Genomic DNA, 20,223 nt, shown 5'->3' on the forward strand with positions numbered 1-20,223 from the left:
GGCTTGGGCGCGTCGGTGAGCTGGACTGAGGAGCGACGGAGCGAAGCGGAGGAGCGACGAGGGAAGTCACCGACTTCAGGCGCCCAAGCCCTGCGACGCCGCCAGGCGTCGCAAAGAGGCACAGCACGAGGGAAGTCACCGACTTCGGGCGCCCAAGCCCTGCGACGCCGCCAGGCGTCGCAAAGAGGCACAGCACGAGGGAAGTCACCGACCTCAGGCGCCCAAGCCCGCGACGCCGAAGGCGTCGCAAAGAGACACTGCCAGGCGTCGCTATAGGCACAATCTTGTGCGGTGCGCTGGCCACTCGTCATCCAGGATGCTGAAGTAGACCGTGTCGCGCCAGGAGCCGTCGGTCCTGCGGCGGTGGCGGCGCAGGACGCCCTCCTGGACGCCGCCGAGACGGCGGATCGCCTCCTGCGAGCGGAGGTTGAGGACGTCGGTCTTGAGCTGGACGCGGTTCAGGCCGAGCTTGCCGAAGGCGTGGTCGAGCAGCAGGATCTTGCAGGCGGTGTTCACCCCGGAGCGCCACACGGCCCTGCCGTACCAGGTCCAGCCGATCTCGATGCTCTCGTCGAAGCCGGGGGTGTCGATGTAGGTGGTCCAGCCGACCGCGCGGTCCGTCTCCTTGAGGATCACCGCGAACGGCACGACGTCCCGGTCGTCGATGAGTCCCGCCGCGATCGTGGCCAGTTCCGTCTCGGTGCGCGGGGTGGCGACCGGGAGCCAGCGCCACACCTCGTCGTCGCCCCCACCGGAGAGGAACAGGTCGGGGACGTGGGCGGCGGTCAGCGGTTCGAGCCGTACGGTCTCGCTTTCGAGGGTGACGGGAGCAGGCATGATCGCGGTCATGGAGACGACCCTATGACCGGTCGTGACCTGCGGGAAGGTCCACTCCTGGCGTGTCCTGGACGGCAGGTGGACCGGGCCGCCGGGGTGCCAGGCCGTACAGGAGGGTGTCGATGATCAGGGTGGCGAGGGCGTCGGGGTCGTCGGCGGCCTGAGGCTGCGCGGTGGTGGGGGAATGGTGCACGGCCTCGCTGATCAACGCGAGGTAGACTTGCCGCGCCCAGCGCGGGTCGGTGCCGGGGCGCAGCAGCCCGGCTTCGAGCGCGCGGGCGAACACCGCGTCGCACTTGGCCATCACCGCGTCGTGGATGCGCGTGGCCTCCTCGCCGGGCGGGGGCAGCGTGCCGAGGGCGAAGCGCCAACCGGACTTGATCTGGACAACGTTGGCGGTCGCCTGGTGCATGGCGACCAGCGGCGGCGCGGTGTACGGCCTGGCCGCGTCGACGGCGTCGTCGATCTCCTGCCACGCGGAGGTCGCCATGGTCTCGACGAGGGCCTCCCGGCTGGCGAAGCGCCGGTGGACGGTGGTTCTGGCGACTCCGGCGGCCTCGGCGATCTGCTCCATCGTCGCGCCGGGATTCTCACTGAGCAGGCGTTCGGCCGCCTCCAGGATCGTCCTGACACTGCGTTCCGCGTCCGCCCGTAGCCGCCGACCTGTCGTTGCCATGCCCAGAGGCTACAGCACCGCCCCACTTGGGAAGCTATCTGCTACATCACTGTTGCGGATAAATGCATAGCTGCTACCTTGATGACACAGGAAAGTGAGTCAAGGGAGTTTCACGATGAACAGCACAGCTCTCGTGACCGGAGCCTCCTCGGGCATCGGCGTCGAGTTCGCCCGTCAGCTCGCCGCGCGTGGTCACGACCTCGTGCTCGTCGCCCGTTCCGTGGACAAGCTGGAGAGCCTGGCCGAGGAACTGCGCGGGACGCACGGCGTGCGGGCCGAGGTCGTCGCCCAGGACCTCGCGGCGCCCGACGCCGCCTCACGGGTGGCCGACGAGGTGGCCGCCAGGGGGATGACCGTCGATCTGCTGGTCAACAACGCGGGCTTCGGCACCGCGGGCCGCTTCGAGGAGATCCCGGCCGAACGTGAGCACGACGAGCTCATGGTCAACGTCGTGTCCCTGGTCGGTCTGACCCACGCGTTCGTCCCCGGCATGGTCGCCCGTGGCGGTGGCGCGGTCGTCAACGTCGGATCGACCGCGGGCTTCCACATCACGCCCTACTTCGCGACCTACGGCGCGTCCAAGACGTTCGTGCTCAACTTCAGCCTGGCGCTGTGGAGCGAGTTCAGGGGACGGGGGATCAAGGTGCTCGCCGTCACCCCAGGACCGGTCGAGACCGCGTTCTTCGACGTGATCGGCACCAGGGACGCGGCGATCGGAGCGCGGATGAGCACGCCGGACCGGGTGGTCCGCAGCGCGCTGCGGGCGCTCGACCGTAACCGGGGTTACGTCGTGCCGGGAATGAGCAACTTCGCCATGGCCCACCTCGTGCCGGAGCGTCCGCGCAAGCTCTCCGCGCTGATCGGGCGGCTGGTCACCAGGAAGGTCGCGGAGACCTCCCCGGCCGTCACCGCGACGGCCGGGTAATCGGTGCCTCATCATGGGGTGAGGAGATCGGCTTGGTCGGACCCCGGAAAGCTATCCGAGTTGTGTTAGTTCCATCACCTTTGGCGGGTCCGGGGTGCCCCCAACCCCCCACCGGGTATTTGATGGCCAAGGATCTTCAACGTCGCAGATCCGCGTGCCTACCTGACCGTTCGACTCTCGGGAGTTCGCTGTGCCCGGCGGATCCATCTACGTGACGAGTGAGGACCCGGTCCACGGGTTGTCGCCCCAGGTCATGTACGAGCAGTTCTGGCGCAAAGAGGCTGACCAGCGTTGGAAGATGCGCGGACTCAAGGCGGCCGGAGGCCTGGCCGTGGGACTGGTGATCGCCTACCGGTTCGCCATCCCCTCTCCCGTCCTCTTCGGGCTCGTGTGCGGCCTGCTGGTCGGCGCCGGTGACATGTTCTGGGCCTGGCGCTCCTACGAGGCGACCGCGGTCTGGCGGGGCAGGCGCAGGGGCGAGACCATCACCGGGAGGCGGCTGCGCCGCAGTCTCCGCAGACACGGCTACCGCATCCTCGCCGGTCGCGCCGTGCCGGGGGAGGCCTCGATCGACCACCTGGTCATCGGGCCCGGCGGCGTGTGGGTGATCGACAACGAGGCCTGGTCCCCGGACACCGAGATCGCCAAGTACGGCGAGCGGCTGTTCCTCGGCGAGAAGTACGGCACATCGGTCGCCAAGGCACTCGTCAAGGCCGCCGACTCCCTGGCCGAGGTGCTCTCCCGCGAGTCCGGTATCCCCGTGACGATCGAGCCGCTGCTGGCCGTACACGGCGGCGAACTCAAACGAACGGTCAGCGCCGAGGGCCTCACCCTCCTCAAGCCACGCCTGGCCGCCCGCTGGATCCTGGCCGGGCCACGCATGCAACTCGACGAGGAGCAGGTCGAACTACTCGCCAGGACCGCCGCCCGCGTCCTGCGCAGGATGAACTGACTCCCACCGGATTACGAGCCCATGGCCGAAGTGCGCTATCCTTCAAGAGCTTTGAGGCGCCGCTAGCTCAGTTGGTTAGAGCAGCTGACTCTTAATCAGCGGGTCCGGGGTTCGAGTCCCTGGCGGCGCACCTGAGGAGCCCCAGGTCGGACGTAGTCTGATCTGGGGCTTCGTTGTTTGGCGGCTGTGCGAATCGCTTAAGGATCATGATTGCGGCTCAAAGTGGGCCAGAGCTCCAAGATCGTTGTAGATCCATGCTCGCGGGGATCGGTGACGCTGGTTGGATTGAGAACATCAGTCCTGACTCGTATGGTTCCGTTTTTTCGGACGGTGGTGGCCTTGCTGTGTCAAGATATTCGTCTTGAGCACGATCCTGACAGATGTCCCTCTCGCCCCTGAGGAACAATGAAGGCCGACACGCGCACGCCAACAGAAATCTTCAGTGCCCCCATCCGTTATGTCATCCCATTGTTCCAGCGTCCATACGTGTGGAACCGGGAAGACCAGTGGGGACCTCTGTGGGAGGACGTACGGAAGGTTGCCGAGCAGGTCCTTGAGGCCGCTGATGACTTCGAGGTAAGTACGCCACCCCACTTCTTGGGAGCGATCGTCCTGGAGCAGCAGTGGATCAAGTCTGGGGTCATCCCGATCCGGAATGTCATCGACGGTCAACAGCGGCTGACGACACTGCAGATCCTACTGGACGCGGCACAATTGATTGCGGAGCGACACGGGGAGGACATTGACTCGAGCGCGCTTGAGTCATTAGTGCTGAATGACCGCCGACTGGCCAAGGATCCCGACGAGGTGTTCAAGGTTTGGCCGACAGATCGGGATCAGGAGGCCTTTTGTGCGGTCATGAACAACAGTCGGGAGCTGCCCGAAGATCTCATCTCTAGTGGAATTGCGAAAGCGCACGCATTCTTTGTGAGCGAGATCGTCCAATGGGTGGAGCCCGAGGGAGACTCCGATAAATCCCAACAGAAGATTGCCGCTCTTACCAGAGCACTGCGTGACTACCTGCGTGTGGTGGTTATCGACCTTGAGCCAGGGGATAATGCGCAGGTTATCTTCGAGACTCTCAACCACCGTGGTACCCCGCTGCTTGCAGCAGATCTGATCAAGAATTTGGTCTTCCAGGTCGCCGCTCAGCAAAAGGGTGACCTGAAGCGTCTTTACGACCAGTACTGGAAGCCCTTCGATTCCAACTACTGGCGGCGCGACATTCGACAGGGTCGATTGAAGCGTCCCTATGTAGATATCTTCATGAACTACTGGCTGACAATGAAGTTGCTCCGGGATATTCCAGCGGACCGGGTGTTCACGGAGTTCCGTGATTATATCCGGATCGGAAAATATCCCGCCTGGGAAGTGATGCGTGATATTGCTGAGGACGCTCGTGTGTACGCGGAGTTGGAGCACCTACCGTGGGATTCTCCGGAGGGGACGTTCTATTACCGTGTCATCAAAGTCATGGAGGCATCGGTCGTTGGGCCTTTCCTGCTCTGGATCTTGCGTTGGACAGATCAGCAGATGCCAACTGAGCAGCGGAGACGAGCGCTTGCTGCAATGGAGAGCTGGCTGGTTCGTCGCATGCTCTGCAAATTGACCACAAAGAATTACAACCGGATAGTGCTCGACCTTCTTCGCGAACTGAACCGTGGTGGTCCGCAATTGGCTGGGGAGATCACGGAAGCGTACCTAGCCAAGAGTGACGCAACCGCTGTTTACTGGCCTTCCGATGAGCAGGTCATTAATTTTCTTCAGACGGTGAAGGCGTATACGGATCTCACTCGAGGCCGGTTGCGCATGGTTCTTGAGGCCATTGAAGACAAGACGAGAGACAAATACGCCGAGCACGTGCATTGTCCACGCGGTGTTCTAACCATTGAGCACGTTATGCCGCAGGCATGGCACGATCATTGGGAGGCTCCACCTGATCTGGCGGGGCGTCAACGCCGTGACCTGCTCGTTCAGACCCTCGGCAATCTGACCCTTGTAAACGAGTATCTCAATCCAAAGCTTTCGAATCGTCCATGGACAGATGCTGAGGCGCTCGCGGGTGAAGTGGATCCGGTGTTCGGAAAACGGACCTTGCTCAACAAGTACAGCGTCCTCAAGCTCAATTCTGAGATAGTCGCAGAGCATATAAACTCCTGGACGGATGAGGCAATCGTTGCCCGCTCCATCTCGCTTGCCCGGCGAGCAATTGCGATCTGGCCTCGGCCGCCGCAGGTGGCATCGAGAGAAACCTGAAACCCAAGACGTCATGTATGGGGAATAGAATGCGAGTCACTCACTCATATTTTCTTTATGGAAATCATGAAGGTTTGTGAATCAAGCTGACATTCTCTGGGGCGAGTAGAACATCTAGGAAATCACTCGCCGGGCATAGGTACGGTCTAGCGCTAATCGTCCCATCTGTGCATGACCATATCCCGTATGGGGGCGGCTTGTCGGCATTTTCCTTGAGGGCGATTGGGTGATGTTTATCGCAGGCTGGCGCTTTTTAGGATATGGTCATATTTGTCTTGTGTTCAATGTCGCAATCATGTCATATTGAATGTTTTTGCGGGTGGCATTAATGATGACTGGGCCTTAATTGGCGGTCTGCGTTTTAATCCCTGGTGGCATGTCAGAAAAAGTTCAAAGTGAAAATTTCGGTCCGGGCTTCTGATTTATCAGCTCTTTTTGGGTGCGTTCAGTAGTACGGCTCCGCGCTGAGGCGGAGCCGTGTGGTTACTTGCGGCGGATGACTCGTACCGGTTGGCCCGGGTGCCAGAGGCGGATGACCAGCTCGTTGTCCTCGACCGAGGTGAGGACGGCCTCGTGGAGGTCGAGGCGGAAGGCGTGGAAGTCGCCGGGGGGTTCGTCGCCCGTGGTGTAGGCGCGTTTCTCGTCGGGGTCGGTGATCTCGACCGCGACCCCGGCGACCTTGGCGTCGCCGTCGTCGTGCGGGTGGGCGTGGATCGCGCACCGGCCGTCGCGCCGCAGGTCCAGGGCCTTGACCGCGCCGAGCATCGAGCCGAACGACAGGTCGGGGCCCTGGAAGTCGACCTCGGTGCCACTCACCCGGGGGGAACCGTCCTTGCGCAGGGTCGCGAGCACGTGGCTCTTGCTCGCCTCGAACCGGGCCCTCACCACGGAGGCCAGCTCACCGGCCTCACGTTCGAACTGTTGCCATGTTGCCATCCCCGCAGTCTGTCAGCCGCCCCCGACAAAAAGCCCACACCGAAGGCCCAGACCAAGAAGCAGGAACGGTTAGAGGACGGTGGTGCGCAGCCGTACCCAGGCGACCAAAAACCAGCGGTGCCACTCGGGGAGCAGGACGCGGGTGAGGATCGCCTCCTTGACCGTACGGCGGCCACGCCCACCGGCCGCCCAGGCGCGGACCCGGTCCGTCAGGAGCTGGCGGGAGGCCGGGCTCGGATGGGCGGCGGCGGTGAGGGCGGAGACCAGGGCGGGACGCAGGTCTTCGCGGGCGGCGGCGGTGTCCAGCCAGACGTGCAGGGCCTCGCCGAAGTTGGGGAACTCGCGGGTGGTGGCGAAGGCCGTACGCCAGGCGAGGGTGCAGGACATCGGATCGACGGGGCCGGACATCTCCAGCACCGAGGCGTGCTCCTCGAAGTCCAGGGAGACGGTCAGGGACAGGAAGAGGTCGGTGCCGAAGGTCGTGCGCTGCTTGGTGGCGGAGGCACCGGTGTTCCTGGTGAGGGACAGCGCCAGGATGAGCACGTGGACCGGATAGCCGGCGGCCAGTTCCCTGGTCCAGTCCAGCAGGCGGGTGCGGAGCTGGGGGGCGCCGTTCGTCACCAGGTGGTCCACGGTCTCCAGGACACGGCGGAGTTCGGTGCCGCCGAAGGCGGGGAGCAGGTCGAGCAGGAGACGCATGGCGACGTCGAGCCTGCCGACCATCTCCGTGCCGGAGCCCTGGGCTGTGCTCGCGGCCCACTTCAACACCGTCGAGAAGACCGCCATCGGGTCGAGGTCCGCCAGGGCGCGGGCCACGTCGAGGACCTCCCGCCTGACCTGCTCGTCGCCGTGGGTGGCCAGGTGTTTGAGCCGGGTCATGGCGATCGACAGGTGGGTCTGGCCGAGAACCTCGCAGACCTGCGCGACGGTGAGCTTCAGGCTCTGGGGCGCCTGGCGCTCCCGCGACCACTCGTAGAGCTTGCTGCGCACCCGGCCACCGACGAGGGGGTCAAGACAGGTCTGGGTGAGCGCGATGTAGGCCAGGTCGGCGGCGGGTCCCGTGCCCCAGGTCCGCGCCATCTGGGTGATCTTCTCCGGCTTGTTGTACTTGGCCGCGAGGTCGGCGAACGTCCTGACGAGCCGGTGGCCGAGCGTTCTCTCAAGCGCGAGGACGGTGTCGGTCGGCAGCTTGGCCAGCCAGGAGAGCAGCTCCATCCTGGCCAGCGGGTACTCGGCGAAGACGTGGGGCAGGAGCGACTCGGCGTAGCCGTACCGGCGGAAGACGATCTGGTCCTCGTCGCGGTCGGCGTCGAGCAGCTCGCTCAGGCCGGTGGTCGGGGTCCAGGCGAGGCCGCCTCCCGCGAGGGGGATGTCCAGGTGCCTGGCCAGGGACGAGGCGGCGCCGTACACCTGGGTCTCGTCGGCGGGGGTGATCGTCGTCGCGGCGATCATCAGGGTCTGGTCCAGCAGACCGGGATGGAAGTCGAACCACTTGCGGAGTTCCTCGGCCCATCCGAGGTAGGCGCGTTCGACCTCGTGCTCGTCACCGCCCCTGCGGCTCACCTCATCGACGATCTTGGCGAGGCGGGCGGCGTCGCCGGGGGAGGCGCCGCGCAGCAGCCGTGCCGCCCCGGACCATTCCTGCCACGGGGAGTCGAACATGCCCCTGCGGGCGAGGTGGCTGCGGTAGACGGTGGCGGCGGGCGGCGGCTCGACGGTGATCGCCGTCAGGAACTCGGTGAGGTGCCGCTGCTCGGCGGCCGTGCCGACGACGACGGCGAACCCGCCAGAGGCGCGTACCGCCTCCAGGAAGGAACGCAGCCGTGAGGGCTCCTCGTCGCGGGCGCGGATCAGGTATCCGCAGGGCGCGGACGCGGCGGCCTGCTCGACGTCGTCCTCGCCGGTGGAGAAGAGCCGGATGCGCAGGGCCGGGTGCAGGCGCCGCAACGCCGCGATGGCCGTGGTGACCACGCCCGCCCCCTGAGGACCGGCCAGCGCGATGACGTGGTCGGCCGCCAGGATCTCCACGATCCTGGCGTGGTTGAAGGCGGGGATGTAGACCTTGACCCGCTCGACGATCTCCTCCTCGGACAGCACCATCGTGGGACGGCCACGCACGATGGTGAGCTGGTTGAGGATGAGGTCCCGCGCGACGGTGTTCCCGAAGACGTTCTGCGAGCCGTCTCCGTTGATCGTGACGTCCTCGATCATGGTCGTGGTCATGTCAGCCCATCCTGAAGTCGCCGTTCACCGTGTTGCCGAAGGCGTTGCGTGATCCCCGCCCGTTGATCGTTACCCCGCTGATCGAGATTTCGCCACCCCGGACGGGAAGATCGGCCTCGGGGAGCGGTACGGCGACGGCGGACGGCACGGGAACACGCAGGTAGGCGGACTCGGAGAACTGTTTGACGACGGCGCGCACCCGCGTGAACTGGCTCTCGTGCAGTGCCGTACGGCCTGCGGCGACGTAGTGGCGGAAGACCTCGTCCGACAGCAGGAACGCGACGAAGGTGACGTCGGGGTCGCTGCCCGCGAGGGCGTCGCGCAGGGGCTCGCTGTCGCCGAGGCGGCAGACGGTGACGGCGGCGGCCGAGATGCCGGGGGCCTCCTCCCGTTCGTCGTCCACGAGGCCCACGTGCAGGGCCGCGCGCAGCCGCAGTCTCAGTCCTCTGGCCCGCAGTCCGGGCGCGGCCTCGGCCAGGGCCTCCTGGAGTCGGGTGGGGAAGGGCTCGACGAGCGCGGGGATCGTCTCGGCGGGCAGGACGACGAGGATGCCGTCGCCGGTGCTCTCCTTGAACCGGGCGGACTCCCAGGCCTCGGCCAGGCCGCAGGCCGTACAGGCGGCGGCGAGGGCGCGGCGGATCTCCATGTGGAGGTGGGGCAGGTCGGCGTCCCGGTGGGCGCTGAACTTCTCGGCGTCAACGGTGAGCAGCGCGCGGTACTTCTCCATGACGAACCTCCAGTTGGGCCTCGGCTCTGCCAACGATGCAGGGGAACCGTCAGGTGCGTTGTCGTAAATCAGACATCTTCCTGTCCTGAAGCGGACAGGGCGCGCGGTCTGGACGAGGCTGGGCCGCCGCACACCTCGCCTCCCAGGTCCGAGGGAAGCGGGCCGCGCTTCAGGGGCCGGGCCCGGCTGGTATGGGGTGATAAATGGTGGTTTGGGGGTAAAAATCATCTTTGGGTGGGCGGGGGCCCACGATCCTCACGGTTGGCGAGGTGCACGGCCTTGAGCACACGACCGATCAGCGACCACGCCATGTTGTCCGACTGCCGTTCGGCGGCCCTGGTCACCTCGGACGGCTCGATCGACTGGCTGTGCCTGCCCCGCTTCGACAGTCCCGCGCTCTTCGCCAGGCTTCTCGACGAGGACGCCGGGCACTGGGCCGTACGGCCGGCCTGTCCCGTCGAGGTCGAGCGCGCATACCTTGAGCAGAGTCTCGTGCTCGAAACCACCTTCCACGGCCGGGACGGGACCGTGGTCCTGCGCGACGCGCTCGCCCTGGGCAGGGGGGAGCGCGGGCACACGCTGGGGATCGGCTCGCCGGGGCTGCTACTGCGCGAGGCGACGTGTGTCGAGGGGCGGATGACGCTTGAGGTCGAGTACGCGCCGCGCCCCGAGTTCGGGCTCGTCCAGCCGCTGATGGAGCAGGTCTCCGGCGGACTGGTCGCACGGGGCGGCGCGAACGTCCTGACGCTGTCGGTCCCGGTGCCGCTGCGGGTGAGCGGCTCGACGGCGTACGGCACCGTCACCCTTGAGGCGGGTCAGCGCCTGGGCATGGCGTTGCAGGCCAGTTCGGGATGGGCGCCCGACCCGCCGCGCAGGGGCCAGGAGGGGATCCACCGCCGTATCGCGGACACCCTCGCCGGATGGCGCTCCTGGTCGCGGACACACCTGGGCTACCGGGGGCCGTGGGAGCGGGAGGTCGACCGGAGCGGACACGTGCTGCGCGCCCTGACCTTCGCCCCGACCGGCGCCATCGTCGCCGCGGCGACCACCTCGTTGCCGGAGAGTGTCGGCGGGGAGCGCAACTGGGACTACCGCTACACCTGGGTCCGCGACACCAGTTTCACCCTCCAGGCGCTCTCGACCGCGACGTGCGAGGTCGAGGAGGCGGAGTTCTTCACCTTCCTCGCCCGCGCCTCGGCCACGCAGCTCGACCAGGGCGCCGACCTGCAGATCATGTACGGCGTCGGCGGCGAGCGCGACCTGAGCGAACGGCCGCTTCCCCACCTGACCGGCTGGCGGGACAGCGCCCCGGTGCGTGTCGGCAACGACGCCTGGCGGCAGCGCCAGATCGACGTCTACGGCGAACTGCTCGACGCGGCGGCCCTGCTCCACGGCGACGCGCGCCAGCTCGACCCGCTGACCCGCTCCTTCCTGGTCGGCGTCGCGGACATGGCGGCCCGCCGCTGGCAGGAGCCCGACCAGGGAATCTGGGAGGTACGCGGCCCGGGGCGGCACTACCTGCACTCCAAGCTGATGTGCTGGGTCGCCATGGACAGGGCCGTGGCCTTGGCCCCGATCCTGGGGGTAGACGGGCGGGTCGCGGCCTGGAAGGAGACCGGGGAGCGCATCCGCGAGGCGATCCTGACCCACGGCTGGAACGCCGAGGTGGGCGCCTTCACCCAGGCGTTCGGCTCGCGGGACCTGGACGCCGCCGCGCTGATGCTGCCCATGGTCGGCTTCCTGCCCGGCGACGATCCCCGGGTGCGGGCGACCGTCGACGCCGTCGCCGAACGGCTGACCGACGAGCGCGGCCTGGTGCACCGTTACCTCGCGGCCGACGGGCTGGCGGGGGACGAGGGCACGTTCCTGCTGTGCACGTTCTGGCTGGCCCAGGCCCAGGCGATGGCGGGCAGGAGCGGACCCGCCAGGCGGACGTTCGAGACCGCGGCGTCGTACGCCAACGACGTCGGCCTGCTCGCCGAGGAGGTCGACTCGGTGACTGGGGAGGCCATCGGCAACTTCCCCCAGGCCTTCAGCCACATCGGCCTGATCAACGCAGCGGAGGCCGTACGGCGCGCGGCCCGATGACCACGCCATACCTACGGCCTCCCCGAGGGACGCACCTCCGGGCAGGCCGGGCACTCACGACGTCGAAGACGGCACGGCGATGCCCTCTTGAGGGACACACCCGGGCACATCACGACGCCGAGGGCGACACGCCGTTGTCATCTGGGGGGTTTCGCCGTGTGTCCGGGACCGGCGTCGGGTGGGGGTGAGAATCGAGGGATGCGAAACCGCACCCGTCGCCTCTTGGCGGCCCTGAGGACGACCGTCCCCGTGTTCGCGCTTCTCGCGGGCACCGTCCTGTACGGCCAGGCCACCGTGGACGGCGGGCATGCCACGCGGGTCGCGGCGGCGCGTCCGGCCGGTGAGGCCGACGTCCACCGGAGACTGCGCGCGCTGGAGAGGTCCTTCAGGGGGCGGATCGGGGCCTACGCCCTCGACACGGGCAGTGGAAGGACGATCACCTACCGGTCCGGCGAACGCTTCCCGCTGCTGTCCACCTTCAAGGCGCTCGCGGCGGCAGCCGTACTGCACAGAGCACGCACGTCGAGTCCCGGGCTGATGGAGCGCGTCGTGCGCTGGAAGCGGGGTGACCTGAAGCCGAACTCCCCGATCACGGAGAAGCACGTGAGGGACGGGCTGAGCGTCGCCAGGCTGTGCGAGGCGGCCATCACCCGTAGCGACAACACGGCGGGCAACATGCTGCTGAGGCAGATCGGCGGTCCCGCGGGGCTGACGAGATACCTCCGCTCGCTGAACGACCCGGTCTCCCGCCTGGACCGCTGGGAGACCGAACTCAACGACTGGAACCCCGGGGAGAAGCGCGACACCACCACCCCCGCGGCCGTGGCGGGTGACCTGCGGGCGGTCACCCTCGGGAACGCGCTCGTGCCCGAGGACAGGGCGCGCCTTGAGGGCTGGCTGCGGGCGAACAAGACCGGCGACGCGCGCATCCGCGCCGGACTGCCCCCGGGCTGGGGCGTCGGGGACAAGACCGGTTCGAGCGACTCCTACGGCGCCGCCAACGACATCGCCGTCATCCGTCCCCCGGGGTCGGCGGCTCCCATCGTCATGGCCGTCTACACCACCCGCGAGGGCGCGGACACCCGCTACGAGGAGAAGGTCATCGCGGAGACCGCGACCGTCCTCGTCGGCGCACTCAGAAGGCCGTGACGTTCGACGGGGCGCGTTCGGCGCGGCTGAGGGCGCGCAGGACGACGGTCTGGCCGTGCCGTCGTACGGCCACCAGGGACAGCAGGCCGACCACCCTGTCCACGACGCTCTCCGGCAGCGTGGGTGTCGGGATGCCCACGCTGACCGCGAGGTCGTCGGAGTGGACGACCAGCTCGACGGTCCTGGTGACCAGCGTGTCGTCGAACATCAGCGACCACGGCCCCCACCACGGGAAACGCACCGCCCGCTCGGGTGCGGCGGGCAGCCGTACGGCCAGTTCCTCGATGACCGCCTCGACGCGCGCCGCCAGTGCCTCGGGACCCTCGGCGGCGATCTGCTCGCCGCCCTGGCGGATGGTGACGTTGACCTCGTCGTCGAGGCTCGCCTCCACCCACAGGGAACGGCCGTAGTGCTCGACGAGGGAGACGACCGGTTCCTCGGGCACCGGATACTCCATGAGCTGGGGAACGAGCAGGATCTGGTTGACCATGTGCCCGGCCAGGCCGCCGACGCCGAACTCCGCCAGCGCGCTCGGCCTGTCCCACGCGGCGACGACCGCGGGGTCACGGAGCAGGGCGGCGGCCGAACGCGCCGCGGAGAGGAAGTCTTCTCTGATGCCGGTCATCGTGACCTCCAGATCGGATCTTGCTCGGGGGCCCCAGGATCTCACAGGGGTCAGCGGCTGACGGCGTCCGTGGGGGACAGGAGGGTGAGGTCCTGGCGGCGGGGGAGGCTCTCCCAGTCGCCCTCCGAGGTGACCGCGAACGCCCCGGCCGCGCAGGCCGTGGCCAGGCGCCGCTCCGGGTCGGCCTCCTCCAGCGTCTCGGCCAGCCAGCCCGCCGCGAAGGCGTCGCCCGCCCCAACCGGGTCAAGCTCGGTCACCCGGTACGGCTCCGCGTGCCGTACCACCCCGTCGGACAGCTCGACGGCGCCGAGCGGGCCGCGTTTGACCAGCACGTGGCGGGGGCCGAGGGCGGACAGGGACTTGGCCAGGCAGACCGGGTCGTCGCCCTCGGCGAGCAGCCTGCCCTCGGCCTCGGTGGCGAACAGGACGTCGGCGGAGGCCACGACGTCCCGCAGGGCGGCCGAGGCCTCGGCGGGGCTCCACAGGGCGCGGCGGTAGTTGACGTCGAGCGAGACCGTCACCCCGGCGGCGCGGGCCTCGGCGACCGCGGCGCGCACGGTCTCGGCGGCGGAGGCGGAGATCGCGAGCGTGATGCCGGTGACGTGCAGCACCCGGGCCGAGCGCAGCGTCGGCAGGTCCAGGTCGTCGGGGGAGAGCCGGGACCCGGCGCTTCCCGAGCGGTAGTAGCGCACGTCGACCAGTTCGGCGGTCCGCCTGCTCTTGACCATCAGGCCCGTCGGCGCCTCGGGATCGACGATCATGCCCCGGACGTCCACCCCCTCGCCCGCCAGCGTCGAGCGCAGCAGCTCCCCGAACTCGTCGGCTCCCACCCGGCCGATCCAGGCCGCGCGGCGGCCCATGCGGCTGACACCGATCGCCAGGTTCGACTCGGCGCCCCCCACACCGAGGCCGAAGTCGCGAGCGTGCCGGAGCAGCCCGGTACGGCGTGCGGTGAACAGCGCCATGCTCTCCCCGAGCGTCACCAGGTCGATCATCAAAGGTTGGTCCTTATGCTCTCGTCGGACATGCGGGTGGGAGCCCCCTGCTCCCACGGGCCCGGCGTCCCCCCCTGACGCCGGGCCCCGTCTGTGGGACGGTCAGCGGGTCGATCCCAGCTTCCTGGAGATGCGCAGCGCCGTCTCCGCGACCAACGGTCCCAGATCGCGGACGCGGGCGGCGGTGATCCGGGAGGTGAGCCCGGAGACGGAGATGGCGGAGGTCGCGGCGTCGGCGTGGTTGAAGATCGGCGCCGCGACGCAGCGCACCTCGGGCTCGTTCTCACGGTCGTCCACGGCGTAGCCGCGCTGCCGGATGCGGCCGAGTTCGGTGCGCAGTCGCTCGGCGTCCACGATGGTGTGGCGGGTCATCCTCGGCATCCCGGCGGCCACGACCCGTTCGACGTCCTCGTCCTGCTGCCAGGCGAGGATGGCCTTGCCGACGGCGGTCCGGTAGACGGGCGCCCTGCTGCCGATCCGCGAGGCCATCCGCACGGTGGCCTCGTTCTCGACCTTGTCGATGTAGACCACCTCCGGCGGGTCGTAGACCACGAGGTGGACGGTCTCCCTGACCTCGGTCATCAGCCGGTGCGACTCCTCGGCGGCGACGGTCCGCAGGTCGAGCGTGGACAGGTAGGCCTGACCGAGGTGGAGTGAGCCGTGCCCGAGCCGGTAGGCGCCGGTCTTGCGGTCCCGGTCGATCAGTCTGGCCTCGATGAGCGGGACGGTCAGCCGGAGCACGGTGCTCTTGGACAGGCCGGTGGCCTCGGCGAGGCGGGTGAGCGAGAGCCCCTGGCCCGCGCCCGCGTGGTCGCGGACGTGTTCCAGTACCGCCAGGGCTCGCCGCAGCGAGGCTGACTGGTTGCGTTCCGGGGCTGGTTCGTTCATCACGCCCTCACGTGTGGTCAGGCTGGTCGGGCATGGACCACAAACTAGGGGAATTGGAAGTCTTCTTTCCAGTTTGCGACACAAGGTTCTGCAATGCAGAACAAAGGACATTCCCCCCTTCCGGTGACGGGCGTCACCTTTCTAGGGTCTGCCGCCAACGGGAGGAGAGACCTGTGAAGATCCTGAACTGGGCCGCCGCGGGCGTGGCCCTGCTGGCCCTGGCCGCCTGCGCGCCGTCGACCGCCCCGGCCGCGAGCGGTGGTGACGACAAGTCCGGGACCCTGCGCGTGTGGCTGTTCGACGAGCCGAACCGCGCCCCCAAGGAGAAGGTCGTCGGAGAGGTGATCAAGGAGTTCACCGCCGCGAACGCGGGAGTGAAGGTCGAGGTCGCCTACATCCCGACGACCCCCGCCAGACACGAGAAGTTCAAGGGCGCCTTCAACGACCCGGCGAGCGCGCCCGACGTCGCCGAATACGGCAACACCGACCTGGCCGAGTACGCCGCGGCCGGTGGCTTCAGCGATATCGGCCCCGACCTGTCGGCCTGGTCGGAGGGCAAGGACATCGGCGCCGACCTGCTGAAGTCGGCGACCGTGGACGGCAAGGTCTACGGCCTGCCGTGGTACATCGGCATCCGCTCCCTGTACTACCGCACCGACGTCTTCGACGAGCTCGGCCTCAAGCCCCCGGCCACCCTGGAGGAGCTGACCGAGACCGCCCGCGAGATCCGCAAGAAGAAGCCCGACCTGTACGGCATCGCCGTCGGCGGCGAGTACACCTTCGGCGCCATGCCGTTCGTCTGGGACGCGGGGGGCGACATCGAGAACCTCGCCAGCCCCGAGTCCCGCAAGGGCGTCAAGACCTACACCGACCTGCTCAGCGACGACGTCTGCCCGCCGCAGGCGTGCGCGAGCCTGACCGGTGGCAAGACCGTCGAGCTGTTCGCCGGGGGCAAGGCCGCGATGGGCATCCTCGGCAACTTCAACCGCGCCGCGGTGGACGCGGGGGCCGCCGCGGGCAAGTACGCCGTGATCCCGCTGCCCGGCTCGAAGGCGGGCACCATCGCCCCGGCCTTCTCCGGCGGCAACAACCTCGGCGTCATGAAGAACAGCCAGCACCGCACGCTGGCCGTGAAATTCCTGCAGCTCCTCGGCGGCAAGGCCTACCAGACCAAGATGTTCGAGGCCATGGGCAACCTGCCGACCCTCACCTCGGCGCGTGACGAGCTGGCGGCCAAGGACTCCTTCCTCAAGCCGTTCCTCGACACCGTCGCCGCGGGCACCCGTTTCGTGCCGATCGACCCGGCCTGGGTGAAGATCGACAACCAGAAGGTCATCCCGACCATGCTCCAGAAGATCGCCACCAAGCAGGCCACCGTCGAGCAGGCGACCGACGAGGCCGCGGCGGCGGTGAAGGCCGCCTTCGGCCGGTCATGACCTCGGTGACCACCGCGACCGTGGTGCCGGGGGAACCAGGGGCGCCGAAGGCACCCGCGGGCCCGGGAAACCGGGCCCGCGGGGGTGCACGCCTGCGCCCCTGGCTCTATCTGCTGCCGTCCGCCGCCGTACTGGTGCCGCTGTTCGGCTACCCGATCTACATGCTGGGCCTGCTGTCGGTCTTCGACTACCGGCAGGCCCAGGTCAGCGGCGGGCAGCCGACCCGGTTCGTGGGGCTGGAGAACTACGCGACCCTCGTCGGGGACGGCCGTTTCTGGTCGGTGCTCGGGCAGACGCTGGTGTTCGCCGCGGCCCTGGTGGTCGCTACGCTCGCGGTCGGCGCGGCGCTGGCCGTCGTGCTCACCAGGGCGGGCAGGGTGCCCCGCCTGCTGCTCTCGCTGGCCGCGATGGCCGCCTGGGCGGCGCCCGCGATGACCGGCTCGACCGTCTGGATGTTCCTGTTCGACGCCGACCTCGGGCTGGTCAACCAGGTCCTCGGCATCGAGGGGTTCAACTGGTTCTACGACCGGTGGGTCACCTTCGGCGTCGTCGGGGCGACCGTGGTCTGGCACTCCTTCCCCTTCGTCATGGTGACCCTCTACGCGGGCATCCAGGCCATCCCCGGCTCCGTGTTGGAGGCGGCCTCGCTGGACGGCGCCTCCGCCTGGCAGTCCTTCTGGCGGATCATCGTGCCGATGCTGCGGCCGCTGATCACGATCGTCGTCATCCAGTCGATCATCTGGGACTTCAAGATCTTCACGCAGATCTACGTGATGACCAACGGTGGCGGCATAGCGGGCCAGAACTCGGTGCTCAACGTCTACGCCTACCAGACGGCCTTCGGCTCCTCGGAGTACGGCCTCGGCTCGGCGATCGGCGTGGTCATGACGCTGATCCTGCTGGTGGTCACCCTGTTCTACATCCGCGCCATCCACCGCAACGGGGAGAGGCTGTGAGCAGATCCCGACTGGTCGCCAACGTCGTGGCGGTGGCCACGGCGTTCGTCACCTTCTTCCCGATCTACTGGATGGTCCTGTCCGCGGTGAAGCCCGCGGGGGAGATCCAGTCGCTCCAGGTGCGCCCGTGGACCCTGGCGCCGACGCTGGAGAACTTCCAGCGGGTGCTCGGCGGGGAGAACTTCGGCCGCTACTTCCTCAACAGCGTCGTCGTCGCGCTGTCCGTCGTCGTGCTCTCCGGGATCGTGGCCTTCCTGGCCGCCGTCGCGGTGACCCGGTTCCGCTTCCGGTTCCGCACCACGGTGCTGATCATGTTCCTGATCGCGCAGATGGTGCCGGTCGAGGCGCTGACGATCCCGCTGTTCTTCCTGGTCCGCGACCTCGGTACGGCGGTGCCCGGCGTCGGCCTCAACACGCTCGGCTCGCTCGTCCTGGTGCACCTGGCCTTCAGCCTGCCGTTCGCGGTCTGGATGATGCGGGGCTTCGTCGCCGCGGTCCCCGAGGCGCTTGAGGAGGCCGCGATGATCGACGGCGCGAGCAGGTCCGTCGTGCTGTGGCGCATCCTGTTCCCGCTGGTCGCTCCCGGCCTGGTGGCGACCAGCGTGTTCTCCTTCATCGCGGCGTGGAACGACTTCATCTTCGCCAGGACCTTCATCATCTCGGCCACGGGCAACCAGACCCTGCCCGCGGCCCTGCTGGTCTTCTTCAAACCCGACGAGAACGACTGGGGGGGAATCATGGCGGCCTCCACGCTGATGACCATTCCCGTGCTGATCTTCTTCGTGGCCGTCCAGCGCAGGCTGGTGGCCGGGCTCGGCGGGGCGGTGAAGGATTGAGCGCCACCGACACATCCGCCCACGGCCTGGTCCCGGCGCCGTCGACGGTCAGGCCGGGTTCGGGCACCTTCGTCCTGACCCCGGAGACCGCCCTCGACGCCCCTCGGGAGCTGACCGCCGTCGCCGCCTGGCTGCGCGCCACCCTCGGCCCGCCGACCGGCTGCGCCCTGCTGCCCCCCGAGGAACCCGGCCAACAGCGCCTCACCCTGGCCCTCGACCCCGGCCTGGGGACCGAGGCCTACCGGCTGCGGGTCACCGCCTCCGGCGTGTGGATCACCGGGGGTGACGCGGCCGGGGTCTTCTACGGCGCCCAGGCGTTCCGGCAACTGCTGCCGCCCGCCGTACTGCGCCGCGCCCCCGTCACGGGCGCGCCGCCGACCGCGCCCGCCGTCGAGATCGAGGACCGTCCCGCGTACGGCTGGCGCGGCTGCATGCTGGACGTGGCCAGGCACTTCATGCCGAAGGCCGCTCTGCTGCGGTTCGTCGACCTGCTGGCCCTGCACCGGCTGAACGTGCTCCACCTGCACCTGACCGACGACCAGGGATGGCGCCTGGAGATCGCCAAGTATCCCCGGCTGACCTCGGTCGGCGGCTGGCGCCCGGCGACCATGCTCGGCTCCCGCCAGCACGGCACCGTCGTCGGGCGTCCGCACGGCGGCTTCTACACCGCCGACGACGTGCGGGAGATCGTCGCCTACGCGGCCGAGCGGTTCGTCACCGTCGTCCCCGAGATCGACCTGCCCGGCCACACCCAGGCCGTGGTCGCGGCCTATCCGGAGCTCGGGCTGCGGCCGACCGAGGTCCGTACCGGCTGGGGCGTCTCCGAGGACATCCTCGACGTCACCTCGCCCGCGGCCCTGGACTTCTGCCGTGACGTCCTGGACGAGGTCATGGAGCTGTTCCCCGGCTCCCACGTCGGCATCGGCGGGGACGAGTGCCCGGGGGACCCGGCCGCCCGCGCCGCCTTCCTGAGGGCGCTGTCCGAACACGTCACCGCTGCGGGGCGCACGCCGTACGCCTGGGACGAGATCCTGGAGGGCGGCGCGGTGCCGGGGGTGACGGTCGCCGCCTGGCGCGGGCCGAAGGCGACGGCGGTGGCGGCGCGGGCCGGTCACCGCGTAGTCGCATGTCCCGATATGTCGGTCTATTTGGATTACCGGCAGTCGGAGCTGCCCGAGGAGCCCACCCCGGTCGGGCCGCCCCTCACCCTCCGGGACGTCTACGCCTTCGACCCCGTCCCCTCCGAGATGGAGGACCGTTCCCTGGTGATCGGCGCCCAGTGCAACGTCTGGACCGAGCACCTGGACGACCCCAGGGCCGTGGACTACATGGTCTTCCCCAGGCTGTGCGCCTTCGCCGAGGTTGTGTGGACGGCCGAGCGCGCGCCGTACGAGGAGTTCACGCGGCGCCTCGACGTCCACACCGCCAGGCTGGACGCGCTGGGGGTCGAGTACCGGCCCAAGGAGGGGCCGAGACCCTGGCAGAGCCGTCCCGACGCGCCCGGCTGGCCGATCACCAGGGCCGACCGGGAGGCGGTGATCGCCGGGTTCGGCGTCGGCGCCCACTCCTCCGTCACCCCGTAACGCCTCTCCGTCCGTCACGCGCCCCGCCCCCTCCGTCACGCGCCGACGCCGCCCCAGGCGCCCGCGCCAGGGGGCGGGGCGCCCGTCAGACGGGCTCGTCTGATAGGCGCTGTACTGGGCGTTTGCCGCTGGTAA

At 68.5% G+C, this 20,223-nt stretch carries 17 protein-coding genes and 1 tRNA gene; 10 read left to right on the forward strand and 8 right to left on the reverse strand.

Annotated elements, in window-relative coordinates:
* Nucleotides 1-270: 270 nt before the first annotated feature.
* Both FHS44_RS35130 and FHS44_RS35135 read right to left on the reverse strand, forming a co-directional pair.
* Complete coding sequence (locus tag FHS44_RS35130) at nucleotides 271-849, reverse strand: GNAT family N-acetyltransferase (protein WP_184723352.1); 579 nt, start codon at nucleotides 847-849, stop codon at nucleotides 271-273.
* A gap of 10 nt (nucleotides 850-859) precedes the next feature.
* Entirely contained in the window at nucleotides 860-1,513 is a 654-nt protein-coding gene (locus FHS44_RS35135) for a TetR/AcrR family transcriptional regulator (protein ID WP_184723355.1), read from the reverse strand.
* Nucleotides 1,514-1,628: 115 nt separating this feature from the next.
* Between FHS44_RS35135 and FHS44_RS35140 the strand changes: the two genes are divergently transcribed.
* The 4 genes from FHS44_RS35140 to FHS44_RS35155 all read left to right on the forward strand — a co-directional run bounded on the left by FHS44_RS35140 (nucleotide 1,629) and on the right by FHS44_RS35155 (nucleotide 5,646).
* Nucleotides 1,629-2,438, forward strand: a complete 810-nt coding sequence (locus FHS44_RS35140) for an SDR family NAD(P)-dependent oxidoreductase (protein WP_184723358.1) — start codon at nucleotides 1,629-1,631, stop codon at nucleotides 2,436-2,438.
* Between the two features lie 190 nt (nucleotides 2,439-2,628).
* Nucleotides 2,629-3,390: a nuclease-related domain-containing protein gene (locus tag FHS44_RS35145; RefSeq protein ID WP_184723361.1), complete on the forward strand. Its 762-nt coding sequence runs from the start codon at nucleotides 2,629-2,631 to the stop codon at nucleotides 3,388-3,390.
* Between the two features lie 56 nt (nucleotides 3,391-3,446).
* Nucleotides 3,447-3,520 (forward strand) — tRNA-Lys (locus tag FHS44_RS35150).
* A 275-nt stretch (nucleotides 3,521-3,795) separates the two neighbouring features.
* Entirely contained in the window at nucleotides 3,796-5,646 is a 1,851-nt protein-coding gene (locus FHS44_RS35155; protein WP_184723364.1) for a DUF262 domain-containing protein, read from the forward strand.
* 483 nt (nucleotides 5,647-6,129) lie between these two features.
* Here FHS44_RS35155 and FHS44_RS35160 read toward each other — a convergent pair whose 3' ends face one another.
* The 3 genes from FHS44_RS35160 to FHS44_RS35170 all read right to left on the reverse strand — a co-directional run bounded on the left by FHS44_RS35160 (nucleotide 6,130) and on the right by FHS44_RS35170 (nucleotide 9,532).
* Nucleotides 6,130-6,582, reverse strand: coding sequence for a pyridoxamine 5'-phosphate oxidase family protein (locus FHS44_RS35160; RefSeq protein ID WP_184723367.1), 453 nt, complete (start codon nucleotides 6,580-6,582; stop codon nucleotides 6,130-6,132).
* Nucleotides 6,583-6,651: 69 nt separating this feature from the next.
* Nucleotides 6,652-8,805, reverse strand: coding sequence for a hypothetical protein (locus FHS44_RS35165; RefSeq protein WP_184723370.1), 2,154 nt, complete (start codon nucleotides 8,803-8,805; stop codon nucleotides 6,652-6,654).
* 1 nt (nucleotide 8,806) lies between these two features.
* Nucleotides 8,807-9,532: a hypothetical protein gene (locus FHS44_RS35170; protein WP_184723373.1), complete on the reverse strand. Its 726-nt coding sequence runs from the start codon at nucleotides 9,530-9,532 to the stop codon at nucleotides 8,807-8,809.
* A gap of 279 nt (nucleotides 9,533-9,811) precedes the next feature.
* On the opposite strand from FHS44_RS35170, the gene FHS44_RS35175 reads away from it, so the two are divergent.
* Together FHS44_RS35175 and bla are read left to right on the forward strand one after the other, a co-directional pair.
* Nucleotides 9,812-11,620 (forward strand): glycoside hydrolase family 15 protein, encoded by a 1,809-nt coding sequence (locus FHS44_RS35175; RefSeq protein ID WP_184723376.1) that lies wholly within the window; start codon nucleotides 9,812-9,814, stop codon nucleotides 11,618-11,620.
* 198 nt (nucleotides 11,621-11,818) lie between these two features.
* Nucleotides 11,819-12,769 carry a class A beta-lactamase gene (gene bla / locus FHS44_RS35180; RefSeq protein WP_184723380.1) on the forward strand — a complete coding sequence of 317 codons (951 nt, stop codon included), beginning with the start codon at nucleotides 11,819-11,821 and terminating at the stop codon, nucleotides 12,767-12,769.
* On the opposite strand, the gene FHS44_RS35185 is transcribed toward bla, so the two are convergent.
* From FHS44_RS35185 to FHS44_RS35195, 3 genes are all read right to left on the reverse strand, one after another.
* Nucleotides 12,756-13,394, reverse strand: a complete 639-nt coding sequence (locus FHS44_RS35185) for a maleylpyruvate isomerase N-terminal domain-containing protein (RefSeq protein WP_184723383.1) — start codon at nucleotides 13,392-13,394, stop codon at nucleotides 12,756-12,758. The two genes, bla and FHS44_RS35185, sit on opposite strands and share 14 nt — an antisense overlap.
* A 50-nt stretch (nucleotides 13,395-13,444) precedes the next feature.
* A complete protein-coding gene (locus FHS44_RS35190) occupies nucleotides 13,445-14,389 on the reverse strand; it encodes a sugar kinase (RefSeq protein WP_184723385.1) in 945 nt (314 codons plus the stop codon).
* A 102-nt stretch (nucleotides 14,390-14,491) separates the two neighbouring features.
* Nucleotides 14,492-15,277, reverse strand: a complete 786-nt coding sequence (locus FHS44_RS35195; protein ID WP_184723388.1) for an IclR family transcriptional regulator — start codon at nucleotides 15,275-15,277, stop codon at nucleotides 14,492-14,494.
* A gap of 173 nt (nucleotides 15,278-15,450) precedes the next feature.
* Here FHS44_RS35195 and FHS44_RS35200 point away from each other — a divergent pair, with 173 nt between their 5' ends.
* Genes FHS44_RS35200 through FHS44_RS35215 form a run of 4 tightly spaced genes read left to right on the forward strand, consistent with a single transcriptional unit; the run spans nucleotide 15,451 to nucleotide 20,088 of the window.
* Nucleotides 15,451-16,713, forward strand: a complete 1,263-nt coding sequence (locus tag FHS44_RS35200) for an extracellular solute-binding protein (protein WP_184723391.1) — start codon at nucleotides 15,451-15,453, stop codon at nucleotides 16,711-16,713.
* Nucleotides 16,710-17,669, forward strand: coding sequence for a carbohydrate ABC transporter permease (locus FHS44_RS35205; RefSeq protein WP_246436576.1), 960 nt, complete (start codon nucleotides 16,710-16,712; stop codon nucleotides 17,667-17,669). The genes FHS44_RS35200 and FHS44_RS35205 overlap by 4 nt, the downstream gene beginning before the upstream one ends.
* Nucleotides 17,666-18,505 (forward strand): carbohydrate ABC transporter permease, encoded by an 840-nt coding sequence (locus FHS44_RS35210; RefSeq protein ID WP_184723394.1) that lies wholly within the window; start codon nucleotides 17,666-17,668, stop codon nucleotides 18,503-18,505. Before FHS44_RS35205 ends, FHS44_RS35210 begins: the two co-directional genes overlap by 4 nt.
* Entirely contained in the window at nucleotides 18,502-20,088 is a 1,587-nt protein-coding gene (locus FHS44_RS35215; protein ID WP_184723397.1) for a beta-N-acetylhexosaminidase, read from the forward strand. The genes FHS44_RS35210 and FHS44_RS35215 overlap by 4 nt, the downstream gene beginning before the upstream one ends.
* The last annotated feature ends 135 nt before the right edge of the window (nucleotides 20,089-20,223 follow it).

Origin of the sequence: Streptosporangium saharense (assembly GCF_014203715.1) — a bacterium.
Lineage (GTDB): Bacteria > Actinomycetota > Actinomycetes > Streptosporangiales > Streptosporangiaceae > Streptosporangium > Streptosporangium saharense.

Bases quoted from the DNA above. Each gene is read 5' to 3' on its own strand.
- FHS44_RS35185 (WP_184723383.1), bottom strand. From the start codon at position 13,394: ATGACCGGCATCAGAGAAGACTTCCTCTCCGCGGCGCGTTCGGCCGCC.
- FHS44_RS35135 (WP_184723355.1), bottom strand. From the start codon at position 1,513: ATGGCAACGACAGGTCGGCGGCTACGGGCGGACGCGGAACGCAGTGTC.
- FHS44_RS35160 (WP_184723367.1), bottom strand. From the start codon at position 6,582: ATGGCAACATGGCAACAGTTCGAACGTGAGGCCGGTGAGCTGGCCTCC.
- bla (WP_184723380.1), top strand. From the start codon at position 11,819: ATGCGAAACCGCACCCGTCGCCTCTTGGCGGCCCTGAGGACGACCGTC.
- FHS44_RS35205 (WP_246436576.1), top strand. From the start codon at position 16,710: ATGACCTCGGTGACCACCGCGACCGTGGTGCCGGGGGAACCAGGGGCG.
- FHS44_RS35170 (WP_184723373.1), bottom strand. From the start codon at position 9,532: ATGGAGAAGTACCGCGCGCTGCTCACCGTTGACGCCGAGAAGTTCAGC.
- FHS44_RS35165 (WP_184723370.1), bottom strand. From the start codon at position 8,805: ATGACCACGACCATGATCGAGGACGTCACGATCAACGGAGACGGCTCG.
- FHS44_RS35190 (WP_184723385.1), bottom strand. From the start codon at position 14,389: ATGATCGACCTGGTGACGCTCGGGGAGAGCATGGCGCTGTTCACCGCA.
- FHS44_RS35140 (WP_184723358.1), top strand. From the start codon at position 1,629: ATGAACAGCACAGCTCTCGTGACCGGAGCCTCCTCGGGCATCGGCGTC.
- FHS44_RS35130 (WP_184723352.1), bottom strand. From the start codon at position 849: ATGACCGCGATCATGCCTGCTCCCGTCACCCTCGAAAGCGAGACCGTA.
- FHS44_RS35195 (WP_184723388.1), bottom strand. From the start codon at position 15,277: ATGAACGAACCAGCCCCGGAACGCAACCAGTCAGCCTCGCTGCGGCGA.
- FHS44_RS35155 (WP_184723364.1), top strand. From the start codon at position 3,796: ATGAAGGCCGACACGCGCACGCCAACAGAAATCTTCAGTGCCCCCATC.